The organism is Leptospira fluminis (assembly GCF_004771275.1).
GTDB classification, from domain to species: domain Bacteria; phylum Spirochaetota; class Leptospiria; order Leptospirales; family Leptospiraceae; genus Leptospira_B; species Leptospira_B fluminis.
In genome coordinates this window covers 110,188-127,350 of record NZ_RQEV01000010.1, presented here as the reverse complement: position 1 = coordinate 127,350, position 17,163 = coordinate 110,188, and the positions used below count along the sequence as shown (strand labels likewise).

Below are 17,163 nucleotides of genomic sequence, written 5' to 3'. Positions count from 1 at the left end.
GAGTCAAAGAATCCCCGTTAATCGAAGTCCGTTTTTGGTGGAATCCACGAGTTCGTAGAATTTATCGAATAGGTATCTGCTATCGTTCGGGCCTGGGGAACTTTCCGGGTGATATTGCACGGAAAGGAGAGGATAGCCGGATTTTAGGATCCCCTCTACGGTATGATCGTTTAGATTCAGGAAGGAAATCGGTTCTTTTTCGGAATTTTCCGCTACCACAGCGAATCCGTGGTTTTGCGAGGTGATTTCCACCTTGCCGGTCTGCATATTTTTCACCGGCTGGTTGCCCCCTCGATGACCGAATTTCATCTTCTCCGTTTTTTTACCGAGAGTAAGTCCGATGATTTGATGGCCCAGGCAGATTCCGAATAATGGGTAACCTTTTTCTAATATACTTTTTGTGGATTCGATCGCGTAGGTACAGGCCGCAGGATCTCCCGGGCCGTTGGATAGAAAAAACGCGTCCACCCCGTCCTTCATCGCTTCTTCCGCAGGCGTCTGGGCCGGATAAACCGTGACCGCGAAGCCGGCCGAATCCAGGAGTCTCAGGATATTCGTTTTTACTCCGTAATCGTATACGGCCAATTTGTATTTTTTTCCCGTAGGATTTCCGAATTCGTATTTATGATCGGTGGAGACCACCTTTGCCAAGTCTGCGTTGGCGATCCCGGGAAAGAGTTTTACCTCTTGTAAAAACGAGTCGGAATATTCGTTTGCGACGAAGATCCCTCCGTTCGGAGCTCCGTTTGTACGGATAAAGCGGGTTAGTTTACGGGTGTCGATCCCTTGGATTCCGGGGATCTTATATTCCTTTAGGAATTCCGATAAGGTCTTTTGGGATTTGAAATTCGAAGGTCGGTCTACGTATTCCTTTACGATCATTCCACTTGCTTGGATTTTGGAGGATTCCATATTCTCGGGGTTGATGCCGTAGTTTCCGATCATCGGATAGGTAAAAGTGACGATTTGGTTCGCGTAAGAGGGGTCCGTCAGAATTTCCTGATACCCTGCCAGCGAGGTGTTGAAGACGATTTCTCCCACGGAACGGGTTTCGTAGCCGAAGGATTCTCCTTCGTACACGTCCCCATTTTCTAAAACCAAGAACGCTTTCATAGTTAAGGACAGGGTGTTCGAGAGAAGTATAGGGTCAAGGGGTTTTAGATAGGGAGCGAAATGGTTGTGAAAAATCCCTTGTGTTGGCGTTATGGAAGTAGGGCTCGGTAATATACATTGGAAGTCAGCAATAAAGTAGTAAAATTCGTTCTCCCTGATGGTAGCCAGAAAGAGGCGACGTTAGGTTCTACCTATAAGGAATTCATTGAATCGAATCTTCCGTTTTTAAAGAACAAGGCCTTGGCTGTTCGTTTAAACGGAAACAGAACCTTGGATCTGAGTAGAACGATCGAAACCGACGCCGGACTGGAAGTGCTCACATTTCAGGATAAGGAAGGCTGGGAAACCTTCCAACATTCCGCCGCTCACTTGCTCGGGATGGCGGTACAGAATCTTTACAAGCAGGCCAAATTGACCGTGGGGCCGGTGATCGAAAATGGCCCCGGATTTTTTTATTACGATATCGATTTCGGAGACACGGTCCTCACTCCGGAAGATTTTCCGAAAATAGAAGCCGAAATGAAAAAGGTAGTGGAAAGCGATTTCGAAGTTTTCCGCAAGGTTTGGGACAAGAAGGAAGCTATTCATACCTTCGAAAAGATGGGCGAGAACTATAAAATAGAAATCATCGGCCAAATTCCGGAGGAGCAGGTATCCATTTACGGGATGGGGGAATGGTTCGATTTGTGCAGGGGACCTCATATCCCGAGATCGGGACTACTGAAGGCATTTAAACTCACCGCTTTATCCGGTGCTTATTGGAAAGCGAATAAGGAAAATCGAATGCTTACCCGCATTTACGGCGTCGCTTTTCCTTCCAAAAAGGAGTTGGACGAGTATTTCTTCCGCATGGAAGAAGCCAAAAAGCGGGACCATCGTAAACTAGGAAAGGAAATGGACCTTTTTTCCTTCCAGCCGGAGGCACCCGGCTTTCCGTTTTGGCATCCGAAAGGAACGGTCCTTTGGAATTCTTTGGCGGATTATATCCGGAAGGAATGTGCCAAAAGAGGATACCAGGAAATCAGGACTCCTGCGGTACTCTCTTCGGACTTATGGAGAAAGAGCGGTCACTGGGACAATTTCAGCGAAAACATGTATTTCGTTTCTATAGACGAGGAAGAATTCGCGATCAAGCCGATGAACTGCCCCGGATGCAGTCTGATTTATAGGCATCATCTTCATTCCTACAAGGAACTTCCTTTGCGCTTTGCGGAACTGGGAAGCGTACACCGACATGAATTGCATGGAGTTCTTCACGGTCTTTTTCGGGTCCGTGCCTTCACTCAGGATGACGCGCACATCTATGCCCCGTTGGATTTTTTGGAATCCGAGGTGGTGGACATTATCGACTTCACTTTTCAAGTGTACAAGAAATTCGGGTTCACCGAATTCAAGACCTATATCGCAACTCGTCCGGAGAAATCCCAGGGCAAGGACGAGGATTGGGAATTCGCCACCAACGCCCTAAAATTGGCTTTGGATAAAAAGGGGATCCCGTTCGAGATCAAGGAAGGCGAGGGCGCTTTTTACGGTCCCAAAATCGAATTCAATATCAAGGATTCGATAGGAAGAATGTGGCAATGCGGTACGATCCAGATCGATTTTTCCATGCCCGATCGTTTTGAATTGGATTATACCGATTCGGATGGGGCAAGAAAAAGGCCTGTTATGATCCACCGGGCGATTTACGGATCCTTGGAAAGATTCATCGGAATTCTGATCGAACATTTCGAAGGAAAATTTCCGTTGTGGATTTCTCCGAACCAAGTTCGGATTCTGACGGTCACCGATTCCGTGCAACCTTACGGCGAGAAGGTGCTGAAGCAACTGATCGACTTTGGCTACCGGGCGGAAGGGGATTTCCGCAACGAAAAGATCGGGGCGAAGATCCGTGATTCCATTTTAAAAAAGACGAATTATCTTCTCGTGCTTGGCGAAAAGGAAAGAGAATCCGAATTACTTGCAGTTCGGAAAAGAGGCTCGGAAGAAACCGTAAGTATGACCTTGGCCGAATTTATGAAGCTACTGCAAGAGGATGATTGAGGGCGGACTAGTAATGAGGTACGGGGGGTAAGGTGCGGCCCCCACCCTGGTTCGGGTGGAGGAGGTGGGCTCGTGGGCCAATCCTCCAAAGCGCCTATCACAAAAACGTCTTTTCGGCAACTTCTTTTTAGATTTTGAACCTGCAGGAACTCCTGCACACAATTTTTCCAAAAAAAACTTTACGTAAGAGAAATTGCATGCTATGCGCGTCCGAGCGTCACCGCAGGGGGTACCACCGCACCGGCCCCCTCCCAGAGCAGGGTGGGGACTGCGCCGAAATTCTACTTGAATCCACTTCCACTCCCGGCATATGCTGGGAGAAAATCGCTTGAACGCGTACCCAAGAGCCAAAAAATGGGAAAAATAGCCGGAGACTGAATGCAGAGGAAGCCCCAACCTAAACCAACGGATAAACTGTTTAACCATAGAATTAACGAAAAAATTACCGGGGTATCCCAGGTAAGATTGGTAACAGATGACGGTGTAATGATCGTCGGTTTCGAAGAAGCCCTCCGGAAGGCGAAGGAAGAAAACCTGGACTTGGTCGAAGTCTCGGGGGACCAGGAAATTCACGTTTGCAAGCTGATCGACTACGGTAAGTACAAGTTCGAACTGCTCAAAAAAAGCAAGGAAGCGAAGAAAAAACAACACGTAATCAACGTAAAAGAAGTGAAGATTCGTCCTCGGATCGACCAACATGATTACGAAATTAAAAAACGTCACGCCGTCGAGTTCCTTCAAAAGGGGGACAAGGTGAAAGTAAGTCTCCGCTTCCGTGGTAGAGAAATGATGCACTCGGAATTGGGGATGAACGTCGTAAACCGTATGGTAGAGGACCTGAAAGGTCACGGTACTCCGGAACGGGAACCTGTTTTGGACGGGCGTCAGATCGTCGTTGTGATCAGCCCCGCTGTCGCGAAATAGAGAGTAGAACTTTAGGAATAATTGAGGTAGGAAAATGCCTAAGCTGAAGACAAACAGGGCCGCAGCAAAACGGTTCAAGTTTTCCAAAAATAACAAAATCAAACGGAAGAGCATGAACACCCGTCACATTCTTACCAAAAAAGGACCCAAAAGACGCCGTCGTTTGCGGGGAATGACTTTGGTCGTGGATGCCGATTGGAAATCCATCGTTAGATTAATGCCCTACGGAGTGCGATAATGCCAAGAGCTACAAACGGAACCATTCACAAGAATCGTCGCAAAAAAATCCTGAAACAAGCCAAAGGCTTTAGGGGAGCGCGCTCCAAACTGTACAGGACAGCCAAGTCTGCCGTAATGAAGGCAGGACAATGGGCTTACCGCGATCGCCGGGCCAAAAAGCGCGATTTCCGCAAGCTTTGGATCATACGGATCAACGCGGCGGCTCGAGAAGCGGGACTTTCCTATTCTCAGTTCATGTACGGCCTGAAAAAAGCCAGCATCGATCTGGACAGGAAGGCACTGGCCGAACTCGCGTTTAACGACAAAGAGACTTTTAACGCTCTGGTCGAGAAAATCAAGGTAGCCGGTTAAAATTCCCCTAAAAAAGGTTTCTCCTTTTTAAGTGGGGAAATCGGGCCGAAAACGATGGATTTTCGGATTCCAGTATCAAAAGAGCCCGGTTTCACCCGGGCTCTTTTTTGTTTTTCTAAAAAAAGGTTTTTCTCTTTTGCCGAAAGTAGAAAAATAGGATGGATTTTGCCGGTTTGGCGGTCCAAAAAGATCCAGGTTTGTCCTATCGGATAGCCTGTATGCGTCCTATTAAAAAATCACGTAGCGGAAGGATGAGGTTCTCATTATGCTAACAATGGAGACCATCGAAGAACTCGAAAGTAAGGTCATCAAGGCCCTCGAACTGATCAGCGATCTCCGCGCGGAAAACGGTCGCCTTGAATCGGAAAATGAAACTATCCGTGCGGAAAATGACCAGATGAAACTGGCCATGGAGGAAAAGGAAAAGGAACTCGCGTCCGTAAGAGAGCAACTCCAAAAAACGACAAAAGAATTGGAAGAATTGAAGGAGCGCGAAAGGGCTCTGGAAGGCAAGATCAATCAACTTTTGGGACGATTGGACGGTCTTCCTACTTCCCCGGTTTCTTCTAGTTCCGGTTCTCATACGCCTCCGAGCGCACCGAGCGTCGGATCCTCTTCTCCGACTAGCGGCTCTTCCGTCCCTTCCGCTTCGTCTTTCGCGGGAGGCTCTGCCTCTCCGGCGGCGGAAATGCCTCCTGTCATTCCCCCGGCTCCGGCGGTTGAAAGAGATACCTCGGAAGAGGATTTTAACGAAGACGATGAAATCATTCTTTTGGACGACGAAGACGACGATATTGCCGTGATTTCCGAATCTTCCGAAAGTTCCGGAGACGACGAAGAAATCATTATCACTGACGAGCCGATCGAGGAATTCAGCCCCGTTTCCGTGGGCGATGACGACATCATTATCGAAGATGACGATGATGCGATCAGCGTTTTTGACGCCGATGAAGACGACGATTTCCTCGTCATTGAAGACGACCCGAAAGATCATAACAAAGATCATAAGCCGGAGAAATGAGCGAAAAAGTAAGTGCTCGGATTTTAGGCGACGATTACACGATCGTCGGAGACGCGGATCCGGAATACATCCAAGGATTGGCGGAGGTTGTGGATCGAAAGATCCGGGAATTGAGCTTGGGGATGTCTTCCGCCCCCAAGCTCAAGCTCGCGGTACTAGCGGCGTTGAATTTTGCGGACGAGCTGGAACAGCTCCGAAATTCCGGAAAGAATTCCGGAGGGCCCGCTTCTCCCGAAGCAGAAGAAAAAACCCGAAAATTGATTACTCTCTTGGAAGAAGGCCTGATCGGGGACCTGTAATTTTGGAGTCGAAGCAGGAACTCCGGAAAAAAGTGAAGGAAGCTCTCCTTTCGATTCCGTTTAGAAAAGAAAAAGAGAATAGAATTCAAAACGCTCTGCAAGAAATTATTGTCGCATCCCGTCCGGAAAATTCGATACCAAATATCATCGCCTATTTTGCGGACCGTTACGAGATCCCGCCGTTCTCCGAGGATTTTATAAACGGGAAAAAAATCCGTTGCTATTATCCGAAAATCGTAGGAACAAAGCTGGTTTTTCTGAAACCGGATCGCATCCAAACGGGCGCTTTCGGAATTTTCGAGCCGATAGGAGAAGAGGAGATTGCACCGGACCAAGCGGACTGGATTTTGGTGCCTGCATTAGGCTGGAATTCGGAAGGAGCGAGGCTCGGCAGGGGAAAAGGATTTTACGATCGGACTCTTGCGAAAATTCCGAAATCGAAACTGATCGGCCTGACCTTCGAGTCCCTATTCCCGTGCGAATTCGCCGTGGAGGCGCATGATATTCGTGTCGGAACGTTGATAAGCGAAAAAAAAAACCATTGCTTTCCCAAGAAAAGCGGTGAAAATTCAGTCCCATAAATTGAAAAAGCTGCGAATTCCTCGTTTCCTAGAACCGATTTTAATCATGGAGACGTCAGCGTCGGTAAGAAGGGATTCCCGTCTCTTATCGAAAGTATCGTGTTTGGAGGGCAGGTGAAAGCCATCGAAAAACTGAATTCCGTAGAAGAGAATGAAATCGGAAAAGAATCGGAAGGGTTACAGGAGTTCCTCACTTTCGAGGTGGACCGCGAACTTTTCGGTATCGATATCCTCCATATCCACGAAATTTTAAAACCGGTTCCGATCACTCGGATTCCGAACGTGGAATCCTCCATAATGGGCGTAATCAATCTTCGGGGTGAGATCATTCCGATTATGGACCTAAAGGAACTTTTCGATATAGGTTACTCCGATGTTCTCCCGACGACTAGGATCATCGTAGTGGTTAACGGCGAAAAAAGAGCCGGTTTGCTCGTGGATTCCGTCAAGCAGGTCGTTAAGATTCATAAAGAGAAAATTAGCGAGGCGGATTCCGAATTGACCGTAAGTTATAGTGAATTGATCGAATCCGTCAGTCAATTTGAAGAGACTCTCGTGTTGAACCTCGATCTCTCCAGACTGATCGATTTTACGACGGAGGAAAACTAAGTGGCGGGAGTATTAGGCGAATATACCGAACTCTTTTTGGAAGAGTCCGAAGATCAAATCGAAGAGCTGAACGCGAATTTACTGAAGCTGGAAAGAGACCAATCCAATCCCGCGACCATCAACGACATATTTCGAGCGGCTCATTCCCTAAAAAGTTCCGCGGCCTTCGTAGGTCTGTATAATCTTTCCGATCTGGCTCACAAAATGGAGAATCTTCTCCAAAGCATCCGGGACGGAAAACTGTCCGTCAAACTTTCGCTAGTGAACCTTCTATTTCATTGCTTTGATCTGATCAAGAACGTAATAGTCAATGTCGCGGAGGGAAAGAAAGTCGATACTCCCTATACCGACATGATCCAGAAATTGGAAGCCTACGAGAACGATCCCGAATCTTCACAGCCCGGCGCCGTTGTCGGCGAGAAGACCGAGACTTCCCGAAAAGAGGAGGTATCCGTCTCTTCCGAATTGCAGTTGGATGCCGACGACCAAAAGGAACTGGAAGAAGCACTGAAAGAGGGAAAAGGCAGCTTGTGGATCCTAAAAGTGAGTCTGAAGTCGGACGCCCCCATGAAGGGATTGCGCTATTCTTTAATATTACAAAATTTGAAAACTTTGGGAATCATCCATAAAACTAGCCCTTCCCTGGAGGAGCTGGAGAAAGGAACGGAATCTCTCGCTCTGCATATTCTTCTCCAGAGCGATAAGCCCAACGAGGAGCTTACCAAGGCCGCGAACGTGGACATGGTGGAGAATCTGACTGTCGAGAATTTTCAGCCTTCTTCCGAATACAGGTACGAAAAGTCCTCCGATTCCGCGTCATCCGGAGGTTATCATCTCGAAGACGAGGATAAGTCTACGGACGCAAAGATCACGCTAAAGAGTATCAAAGTATCTTCGGATAAATTGGACCAATTGATGAATAACGTCGGAGAGTTGGTCATTACCAATTCCGGATTTCAAAAAATATACGACGATCTGATTCGTACTTTCGGGGAAGACCAACTTTTTAACGAGTTGAAAGGTCGAATCGATCTGATCAATCGGATTTCCAAAGAGTTGCAGTCCGGAATCATGAACATCCGGATGGTTCCCATTTCTACCGTTTTTCGACGCTTTTCGCGGTTGGTCCGAGACCTGTCATTGGAAACCGGTAAGAAGGTGGAATTGGTGCTAAATGGAGAATCCACGGAATTGGATAAGAAGGTGATCGACGCTCTCGGCGAACCGATGCTTCATCTCATTCGCAATTCCGTGGACCACGGGATCGAAACTCCGGAAGAAAGAAGAAAGGCCGGAAAGTCGGAAGTCGGAATCGTGGAACTGAACGCGTATCAGGGCGGCAGCAATATCATGGTCGAAATACGCGACGACGGCAAGGGGCTCGATGCGGACAAAATCCGTAAGAAAGCCGTCGAGAAGGGATTGGTTTCGGAGACAAGCGCCGCCGAACTTTCCGAAAACGAAATATATCAGTTTATTTTCGCACCAGGATTTTCCACCGCCGAAAAAATCACCGATATCTCCGGTCGGGGAGTCGGTATGAACGTGGTCAATAACCTGATCCAGGAATTCAAGGGAAAGATATTGATCCAATCTCAAAAAGGGGTGGGGACTTCCTTCGTTCTTTCCTTCCCGCAAGCTCTTGCGATTATACCTTCCATTTTGATCATGATGGAAGAGGAGGTCTATGCCTTCCCGCTTTCCGAGGTTAACGAAACGATCAAGGTCAACAACGAACAGATCACCACACTGGAAGGGAACGAAATCATCAATCTCCGGGGCGAGGTCCTACCGATTTATCGGTTGAACCGGATCCTCGGTCTCCAGGATAAAACGGACAGAGACGAGGCTCCGGTCGTCATCGTGCAATTCAAGGGAAGAAAGCTGGGTTTCATGGTGGACGAACTCGTAGGAAAGCACGAGACCGTGATCAAATCTTTGGAGAAGAACTTCAAGAATATCAAGGGGTTGACCGGCGCTTCCATCATGGGCGACGGAACCATTATCATGGTCTTGGACATTCCGGGGCTCGTCGAAATTTCCTCTCGACTAGATGAAAGCGGTAAATACGCCAATTTCAACCTTGAGACCATGAAGCGGATCAGCACGATCCGCACGATCGAGACGGAAGAGGAGATGTACATCCAGAAGACGGCAAATCCTACTAACGTTTACAATCATAAACTGCACGAGATTACCGCTCGCGAACGTGCCAAACGAAAGAAATCCGAACGCAAGCGTGAGGACGAATCCAAAAAGATCGTCGCGGAAAAAGAGGATCTCCACCGTGAAAACGGAGGAGGGACAGAATCCGGATTTTCCGTGGAATTCAAGGTCTCCGAGGACCGCCTTCTGGCGAATTCCGGAAGTACGGTCGAATCCTCTTCCTCCGGCAACTCTAGCACTGCGATTCTGGAGAAAGAAACGCCGGCTCCTAAGAGACAGGGAATGGAGGAAGAATACCGTTCTCACATATCCGAACTCGTATCGGACACCGTTCAGACGGATGAGGAAAAGAAAAGGGCGAACCGAATCATCGAGGGATTCCTAGAACAGAAAAAGGAAAGAATGATGTCGGTTTCCCATACGAAGGATTTTACCGGCAACCTGACTCGAGAACAGATCAAAAAAATAGAGGCGGTCGTCAACACCGGAATGATGAACGCCGGAATGGTACTATCCCAGATTCTAAACCGGAATGTGGACCTATTTATTCCTGAAATCATCATGAACGATAAGGAAGGCTTGGCGTCCGAAATCAGATTTTCTGACGATAAGTTTTACGGAATGAAAGTCAGGATGAACGGCGACTTGAACGGAAACCTTCTCATGATGTTTTCGAGGGAAAACGCCAAAAATTTGGCCAAGGAACTTTTGGATTCGGTCTCTTCCGGAGACGTTTTGGACGACGATACTAAGAGTGTGTTATCGGAGATTTCCAACATCGTTTGCGCGTCCGTCCTGAACTCCATCTCCAACAAAGCAAAGGTGAGCGTCATGCCGGACGTCCCCGAATTGGTGGAAGGTACTTTTCTGGAAGTTTTGGAAGTAGTCAAACCGGAGCGTACGAAATTTCTAAGTATGTTGACCGAATTCAATCATGAAGGAAATAACCTTCTCGGAGTCCTTCTGTTTTTGCCGGACTTCGACGAACTCATGGCTATCCTTCCCAAGTTCTAAGACCGAAACGATTTCAAAGGCTTAAGTAAGAATGAATTCCAGCTCGCCCATTCGGGTCGTGATTATCGACGATTCGCTTCTCGTACGGAATATAATTTCGGACCAAATCCAAAGGGACGAAAAGATCCAAGTCATTGCCACGGGAAAAACCGGGGTGGACTGCATCGAATTGACCGAAAAATTGAAGCCGGATCTGGTCATTTTGGATGTGGAAATGCCAGTATTGGACGGACTTTCCGCATTGCAGGAACTCCGGAAAAAAAGGCTGGGAGTTCCCGTAATGATGCTTTCCGTTCTGACCCAGCATGGTGCCGAAGCCACGTTCAAAGCCTTGGAATACGGAGCGATCGATTTTATTCCGAAGCCTTCCAGCACGAATCACTTTAATCCCGAGGAGCTGGGAGCGGTATTAAGAAACAGAATAATTTCGTACTTCGAGAGTGTCCGCGGTATTCGTCCTCTTTTCGATCCGCATAAGGTTGCTCCGCCCGGAAAGATTCCGGTTTTCAAATCGGAAACGAAACCTGTCGAGGCCATCTGTATAGGTACTTCCACCGGCGGCCCCAAAGCGCTGCAGACCGTTTTTTCGGAATTTCCAGAAAGATTTTATTTACCGATTTTCGTCGTACAGCATATGCCGGTGGGTTTTACCAAAGCGTTCGCTGCAAGATTAAACGAACACTCCAAAATTACGGTAAAAGAAGCGGAAGACGGGGAACCGGTGGAGCCGGGAGTCGGGTACGTCGCTCCCGGTGACGCTCATTTGTCTATTGTGACGAGGGGCGGGCGGAAATGGATTGCACTCGATAAGGAAGGGCTTGTAAATGGACACAAGCCCTCTGTAGAAGTTCTTTTTGATAGTGCAATCCGAGAATACGGTAGCGCCTTAGTCGGCGTGATCATGACCGGAATGGGAAAGGACGGTTCCGCTGCCACTCTCAGAATGAGAGAGGCAGGAGCGGCAACGATCGCCCAGGATGAGGCAAGTTCCGTTATTTTCGGCATGAACCGCCAAGCCGTGGAGATGGGTGGGGTTCAGTTCGTGGAACCTTTAAGTGCAATTACAACTAGGATACTTTCTATTCTTAAGGAAAGGGGAAATTAAAACATGGCCAGAATTCTCGTAGTGGACGATGCAAAGTTTATGAGGACCATGGTGAAAGATGCCTTGGTAGCGGGAGGCCACGAGATCGTAGGCGAGGCTGAAAACGGTAATATCGCCGTCGATCAGTACAAAGCGATCAAACCGGATCTCGTTACTATGGATATCACCATGAGGGAAAAGGACGGAATCGAAGCCGCCCAGGAAATTTTCAAAATCGATCCGAAGGCCCGGATCATCATGGTCACGGCGCTCGGACAAGAGGAGCTCCTCGCGAAAGCGATTAAGATGGGTGTAAAGGATTTCGTGGTAAAACCTTTCTCGCCGGAGAGGCTACAGCAAGCGGCGGACAAAGCTCTAAGTTCGTAAAAGGGTTCTATCGATGGAAAGGGAGGATGGTGGAAAGACCTTCGTGGTCCAATGGAATAACGCGGAGGGAGGAATCACGGAGGGACCTTTAAGTTTACTCTGGTCTCTCATAGAGAGCTACAAGATAGACATATTCGAAGTTTCCTTGTCCCGCATTACGGAGGATTTTCTCCGTTTTTTGAAAATTTCAGAAAGTATCCAGATCGATTTCGGCGCGGAATACGCGCTGATGGCCGCAAACCTAGTGTATTTAAAATCAAAAGCGCTTCTTCCGGATCCGGGTTTCGAGGAGGAAGACTACGATCCTCCTCTTCCTCCGGAGCTAGTGGAAAAGCTGTTGGAGCATAAGAAATTCCAACTCACGGCGCAAAAACTGTCGGAAATCGATAAGGTCCAGTCTAGCGTCTTTGCGAGAGACACCAACCAAGTGATCGACGAGGAAGAAAATTGGTTGGATTTAAGTCTTTTGGATCTCATTTCCGCCTTCAATACGATCCTGGAAAAACGGGAGGAAGAAGGCGAGATTCCCGCTTTACTTACCGCGCCCCACCGGTATTCTGTCGAGGAAAAGATGGAGACAATCTCCGCTCTCCTCGTCCAAAGATCGGATATCTCTTTCGAGGAATTATTTTCGTCGGTTCAACCCGAGAAAGCCGAAGTTGTCGCCGTCTTTTTGGCAATGCTGGAACTCTGTAAACAGAGGATCCTAGCGATTCGCCAGCATAAAACCTTCGGCGAAATCCGTATTTTCTTGGTGGGAGAACCGTGGAACGCGAAAAATCCGGCTTAAAAGGACTGATAGAGGCCCTTCTTTTCCTTTCCGGGGAACCGCTAAAACTGGCTAGCATCGCCAAATCGGTAGAATGCGAAAAGCACGAAGCCCGGGAAATATTGGACGAATTGATTCTGGACTACCAGGAAAGGGACGGAGGTTTCGTATTACGGGAAATCGCCGGCGCCTACCAATTCTTCACGAACGAAAAATTCTCGGAGATTTTAGCGCAATTATTCAAGGAAAAGAAGCGGGACCAGCTTTCCCGCTCCAGTCTGGACACTCTTGCGATTATCGCTTATAAGCAACCCATCACTTTGTCGGAAATAGACGATATCCGCGGCGTCTCTTCCCGTGCGATGGTAACCTCTTTGATTTCCAAGAAGTTGGTCAAACCGGTGGGGAACAAGGAAGTTCCGGGCCGTCCGGCTTTGTACGGAACCACGAAGGAATTCCTTCTCCATTTCGGTTTAAATAAACTCTCGGACCTACCGGCCCCTGTAGAAGTGAAGGAACTGAAATTCGAAAACCTGGACGATCTGATCGAAAATGAGCAAGAATAACGATAAACTCAAGGAATACCGGGATAAGATAGATTCCTTGGATAAGGAAATCGTACGGGCTATCCAGGCCCGTGCGGATATCGCCTCTTCCATAGGGGAGATAAAAAGGGAAAACAAAGAACCGATTTATCGTCCCGACAGAGAAAAGGACGTATATGAGAAAATTTTAAACTTAAACGGCGGACCTCTACCGGATAAAGTATTGCTCGCGATTTATCGCGAGATCATGTCCGGTTCCTTTTCCGTGGAAAAAGGACTTTCCGTAGGATACTTAGGACCGGAAGGATCCTTTTCCCACCAAGCCGTCCGAGCCAGATTCGGAGCTTCCGTAGAAGCGAGCGAATTTTCTTCCATTCCAGAGGTTTTTCGTGCGGTGGAAACGGACAAGGCGGATTACGGAGTGGTTCCCGTGGAGAATTCCTCCGAAGGACTCGTCAACTCCACTTTGGATCAATTCTTGGTTTCCGATCTGAATATTTATTCGGAGATTTATTTAAGGATCACTTTGAATCTGCTCGGATTCGAACACGATCTGCAGAAGATCAAGACATTGTACGGAATCAAAATCGCGAACGCTCAGTGTCGGAATTGGATCGCGGCGAACTTGGCTCACGTGCAGATTTCGGAAACTCCCTCCACTTCCAGAGCGGCGAGTATCGTCGCGGAAAAAAAGGAAGGCTGTGCCGCCATCGCTTCCACTATCGCCGCCGAGATTTACGGTCTAGACGTGATCCGGGAATCCATAGAGGATATGCCGGGCAATTCCACCCGCTTCCTGATCATCGGAAAGAATCAATGCCCTCCAACGGGAAACGACAAGACATCCATCGTTTTTTCCGTTCCGGATAAACCGGGTTCGTTGTATTCCGTTCTGAAGCCGTTCTTCGATCGAGGAATCAACCTGTCCAAGGTCGAGACTCGTCCGACGAGACGGACTTCCTGGGAATACAATTTCTTCATCGACTTTCAGGGGCATAGAAAGGATCCGATCATTGAGGAAGTTCTTGGCGTTCTTAGGGAAAATACAATCTATCTGAGGATATTGGGTTCTTATCCGATATCTCCACCGAGTCCGTGAATCTTCCGTTTCGAAACATTCTGATTTACGGCCTAGGTCTTATGGGCGCTTCGCTTTCCCTCGCACTGAAAAAGAAAGGGGCCGACGCGAAAGTGACGGGAGTGGTCGGTTCCCGAAAGAGCAAGGAAAAGGGAATCTCTCTCGGCTCCGCCGATCGCATACTTACCTCGGAGGAATTCGGAGAGAATCCGAATTGGAACGATTTCGATCTGATCGTATTCGGAGTTCCGGTCAATACCATCGTGGAACTCATTCCTTCTCTTCCCGAGGATTGGCCCGGATTGATGACGGATATGGGTTCCACCAAACGGGACATCATATCCGCAGTGGAATCTTCCCATTCCTCTTCTCATCGATACGTTTCTTCCCACCCCATGTGCGGTTCGGAGGAATCAGGCTTGGAATTCGCGAATGCGGATCTGTATGAAGGGCGACTCTGCATATTGACTCGTCCCAAAGGCGCGACCGAAAAAGCGTTTTCGGATCTCGAATCCTTTTGGAGATTTCTCGGCATGGAAACCGTGGAGATCCCCGCGCTCGAACACGATAGGATTTTGTCCTACGTTTCCCATTCTCCTCATATCATCGCATCCATCATGACGGATTGGGTTTGGGAAAGCGAATGCGTCCAGAAATTTACGGATCGTTCCCCCTTACCTTTAACGGGAGGAGGATTTCGGGATATGACTCGGATCGCGGGTTCGAATCCTAAAATGTGGGCTCCGATTTTCTCCTCGAATCGGGATGAAATTCTCTCATCGTTACTGGATTTTAGAGGTCATTTGGATCGGATCATTTCCGAGTTGGGGCCGGAAAAGCCGCTCGACCTGGACCATTGGAAGTCCTTCATGGAAAAATCCCGGAACCACCGGGATGGAATCTTAAAGAAGAAGAATGATCCCAAGAAACTCTAGATCTTTCGGTAGAGAAATCCTTGTTCCGGGAGACAAATCCCTCTCCCATCGCTCCGTTTTGTTTTCCGTTTTATCCAAAGGGACGACGTATGTTTCCGGATTTTTGGAAGCGGAAGATCCTCTGAACACCATGCACGCTTTTTCTCGAATGGGATTGAAAGTGGACAAGAAGGGGAGCGGAGAATATCTTTTTACGAGTCCCGGAAAATCCGATTTGCACTCTCCTTCGGGCGAGTTGGATTTCGGAAACGCGGGCACAGGGATCCGACTTTCCGCAGGACTGCTCTGCGGAATTCCGGGAATCCATGCGATCTTAACCGGAGATGCGTCTTTGCGGAAACGACCCATGTCCCGGATCATGAAACCTTTGGCGGCCATGGGGGCTTCCATTCGCGGAGAAGGAGATAAGGCTCCTCTGAAAATTGAAGGAAGAAAGTTGGAATCCTTTTCGTACAAAAGTCCGATCGCTTCCGCGCAAGTAAAATCCTGCCTGATGCTCGCGGCCATGGCGTCCGAAACCACGTTGGATTACGAAGAGGAGATTCTGTCCCGCGACCACACCGAAAATATGCTTCGCTATTTGGGAAACCGGATCGAATACGAGAGCCCTACGCATTTTAAGATCTCTCCGCCTTACCGTTTCGAACCGGCCGAATTCAGAGTACCGGGAGACATCTCTTCCGCGGCTTTTTTCCTCGTCTTAGGATTGTTGTTAAAAGAAGGTTCGATCCTAGTCCGAAACGTGGGGTTGAACCCGTCTCGAACGGGAATTCTGAAAGCTTTGGAAGCGATGGGGGGAAGGATCCGAATCCACAACCGGAGAGTGGAGTGCGGAGAGCCCGTCGGAGATTTAGAGGCGATTTCGTCTAACTTGCATTTTGCGGAAATTCCCGAGAGTTGGCTTCCTTCCTTGATAGACGAGATTCCGGTCCTGACGATCGCGGGACTTTTTGCGGAAGGCGGATTTAAAATACGTCATGCAAAGGAACTCCGGGCAAAGGAATCGGATCGCATCTCGGCCATGGTGGAAAACCTGAGGTCTCTCGGCATTGAAGTTTGGGAATACGAGGACGGGTACGAATTCTCGGAACCGACGAAAAACGGAGTTTCTTCGGAATTGGATTCCTGGTTAAACGGAAAAGGCGGGAATATCCTAACGAATATGGACCATCGGATCGCGATGAGTTTTATGATCCTGAGAGCGGCGACGGGATTGCCTCTGGATCTGGACGAAACTTCCTGGATAGAGACTTCCTTTCCCGGCTTCGAAAAAAAATTGGATTCCGTCTTGCTATGAATGATAATGTAATCGCCTTGGACGGTCCCGCGGGTTCCGGAAAAAGCACGGTAGCCAGAGAACTGGCGACCAAATTGGGATACGAATATCTGGATTCGGGAGCTTTTTACCGAGCGTTAACCTTTTATATTTTTCGAAAATACGAGAAAGAAAATCCCTCGGAACATTTTCAAAATTGGTTGGAAAAGAACGATCCCGAAAGTCTTTATTCGGGTGCGGTGGTCGTGTGCGAATTTTCGAAACTGGGAGAGAATCGGATTTTATTAAACGGAGAAGATGTTTCTGCTGCGATCAGAACTCCGGAAATCACGAGAGAAATCAAACATATCGCGAGTAAGGGTCCTTACCGGGATTATGTGAATGTGCAGCTTCGAAATTTGGCTCTTACCCATAAATTGGTCATGGACGGTAGAGACATAGGTACGGCCGTATTTCCGGATGCACGCTACAAATTTTACCTCACGGCATCTTCCAGAGTTCGGGCTGAGAGAAGGCATTCTCAATTAAAAGACCAAGGAATCGATTCGGATTTGGAGGAAATCGAAAGAGAAATCATTTCTCGAGACCGATCCGATACGGAGCGTGAAATCGCCCCTTTGAAACAGGCAAAAGACGCAATCCTCATTGACACAGATAACTTGCCAAAAAATAGTGTTATTGGTAAGATTCTTGAATGCCTGGACACGGCACTTTAGGCGATCCGCACT

The 17,163-nt window shown here is 48.2% G+C and carries 17 protein-coding genes and 2 pseudogenes; 18 read left to right on the top strand and 1 reads right to left on the bottom strand.

Annotation, left to right across the window (positions count from 1 at the left end; all coding sequences use genetic code 11):
* Window positions 1-3: 3 nt before the first annotated feature.
* The gene (carA, locus tag EHO61_RS09420; protein WP_135813359.1) at window positions 4-1,113 is read right to left on the bottom strand and encodes a glutamine-hydrolyzing carbamoyl-phosphate synthase small subunit; all 1,110 of its coding nucleotides are present in this window, start codon (window positions 1,111-1,113) and stop codon (window positions 4-6) included.
* Window positions 1,114-1,230: 117 nt separating this feature from the next.
* Here carA and thrS point away from each other — a divergent pair, with 117 nt between their 5' ends.
* The 18 genes and pseudogenes from thrS (at window position 1,231) to cmk (ending at window position 17,151) form a co-directional block, all read left to right on the top strand.
* Window positions 1,231-3,156, top strand: a complete 1,926-nt coding sequence (thrS, locus tag EHO61_RS09415) for a threonine--tRNA ligase (protein WP_135813358.1) — start codon at window positions 1,231-1,233, stop codon at window positions 3,154-3,156.
* 378 nt (window positions 3,157-3,534) lie between these two features.
* Entirely contained in the window at window positions 3,535-4,080 is a 546-nt protein-coding gene (gene infC, locus EHO61_RS09410; RefSeq protein WP_135813357.1) for a translation initiation factor IF-3, read from the top strand.
* Window positions 4,081-4,114: 34 nt separating this feature from the next.
* Window positions 4,115-4,318, top strand: coding sequence for a 50S ribosomal protein L35 (gene rpmI / locus EHO61_RS09405; RefSeq protein ID WP_010412116.1), 204 nt, complete (start codon window positions 4,115-4,117; stop codon window positions 4,316-4,318).
* On the top strand, window positions 4,318-4,671 hold the full coding sequence (rplT, locus tag EHO61_RS09400) for a 50S ribosomal protein L20 (RefSeq protein WP_016547697.1): 354 nt from the start codon (window positions 4,318-4,320) through the stop codon (window positions 4,669-4,671). The genes rpmI and rplT overlap by 1 nt, the downstream gene beginning before the upstream one ends.
* Window positions 4,672-4,936: 265 nt before the next feature.
* Window positions 4,937-5,692 (top strand): cell division protein ZapB, encoded by a 756-nt coding sequence (locus EHO61_RS09395; protein ID WP_135813356.1) that lies wholly within the window; start codon window positions 4,937-4,939, stop codon window positions 5,690-5,692.
* Window positions 5,689-5,991 carry a cell division protein ZapA gene (locus EHO61_RS09390; RefSeq protein WP_135813355.1) on the top strand — a complete coding sequence of 101 codons (303 nt, stop codon included), beginning with the start codon at window positions 5,689-5,691 and terminating at the stop codon, window positions 5,989-5,991. The genes EHO61_RS09395 and EHO61_RS09390 overlap by 4 nt, the downstream gene beginning before the upstream one ends.
* A gap of 32 nt (window positions 5,992-6,023) precedes the next feature.
* Window positions 6,024-6,572, top strand: a complete 549-nt coding sequence (locus EHO61_RS09385) for a 5-formyltetrahydrofolate cyclo-ligase (protein WP_246032066.1) — start codon at window positions 6,024-6,026, stop codon at window positions 6,570-6,572.
* A gap of 114 nt (window positions 6,573-6,686) precedes the next feature.
* A complete protein-coding gene (locus tag EHO61_RS09380) occupies window positions 6,687-7,181 on the top strand; it encodes a chemotaxis protein CheW (RefSeq protein WP_135813353.1) in 495 nt (164 codons plus the stop codon).
* Window positions 7,182-7,941: pseudogene (locus EHO61_RS17435) on the top strand (Hpt domain-containing protein); the annotation flags it as partial.
* 104 nt (window positions 7,942-8,045) lie between these two features.
* Window positions 8,046-10,361, top strand: a pseudogene (locus EHO61_RS09375) (chemotaxis protein CheW); the annotation flags it as partial.
* 31 nt (window positions 10,362-10,392) lie between these two features.
* Complete coding sequence (locus tag EHO61_RS09370; protein WP_135813351.1) at window positions 10,393-11,466, top strand: protein-glutamate methylesterase/protein-glutamine glutaminase; 1,074 nt, start codon at window positions 10,393-10,395, stop codon at window positions 11,464-11,466.
* A gap of 3 nt (window positions 11,467-11,469) precedes the next feature.
* Window positions 11,470-11,832 (top strand): response regulator, encoded by a 363-nt coding sequence (locus EHO61_RS09365; protein WP_135768118.1) that lies wholly within the window; start codon window positions 11,470-11,472, stop codon window positions 11,830-11,832.
* 13 nt (window positions 11,833-11,845) lie between these two features.
* Window positions 11,846-12,622 carry a segregation and condensation protein A gene (locus EHO61_RS09360; protein WP_135813350.1) on the top strand — a complete coding sequence of 259 codons (777 nt, stop codon included), beginning with the start codon at window positions 11,846-11,848 and terminating at the stop codon, window positions 12,620-12,622.
* Window positions 12,598-13,167, top strand: coding sequence for an SMC-Scp complex subunit ScpB (gene scpB, locus EHO61_RS09355; RefSeq protein WP_135768120.1), 570 nt, complete (start codon window positions 12,598-12,600; stop codon window positions 13,165-13,167). Before EHO61_RS09360 ends, scpB begins: the two co-directional genes overlap by 25 nt.
* Window positions 13,154-14,245, top strand: coding sequence for a prephenate dehydratase (pheA, locus tag EHO61_RS09350; protein WP_135813349.1), 1,092 nt, complete (start codon window positions 13,154-13,156; stop codon window positions 14,243-14,245). Before scpB ends, pheA begins: the two co-directional genes overlap by 14 nt.
* Window positions 14,242-15,159, top strand: coding sequence for a prephenate dehydrogenase (locus tag EHO61_RS09345; protein ID WP_167884843.1), 918 nt, complete (start codon window positions 14,242-14,244; stop codon window positions 15,157-15,159). The genes pheA and EHO61_RS09345 overlap by 4 nt, the downstream gene beginning before the upstream one ends.
* Window positions 15,140-16,456, top strand: a complete 1,317-nt coding sequence (aroA, locus tag EHO61_RS09340) for a 3-phosphoshikimate 1-carboxyvinyltransferase (RefSeq protein WP_135813348.1) — start codon at window positions 15,140-15,142, stop codon at window positions 16,454-16,456. The genes EHO61_RS09345 and aroA overlap by 20 nt, the downstream gene beginning before the upstream one ends.
* Complete coding sequence (cmk, locus tag EHO61_RS09335) at window positions 16,453-17,151, top strand: (d)CMP kinase (protein ID WP_135813347.1); 699 nt, start codon at window positions 16,453-16,455, stop codon at window positions 17,149-17,151. The genes aroA and cmk overlap by 4 nt, the downstream gene beginning before the upstream one ends.
* Window positions 17,152-17,163: the final 12 nt, after the last annotated feature.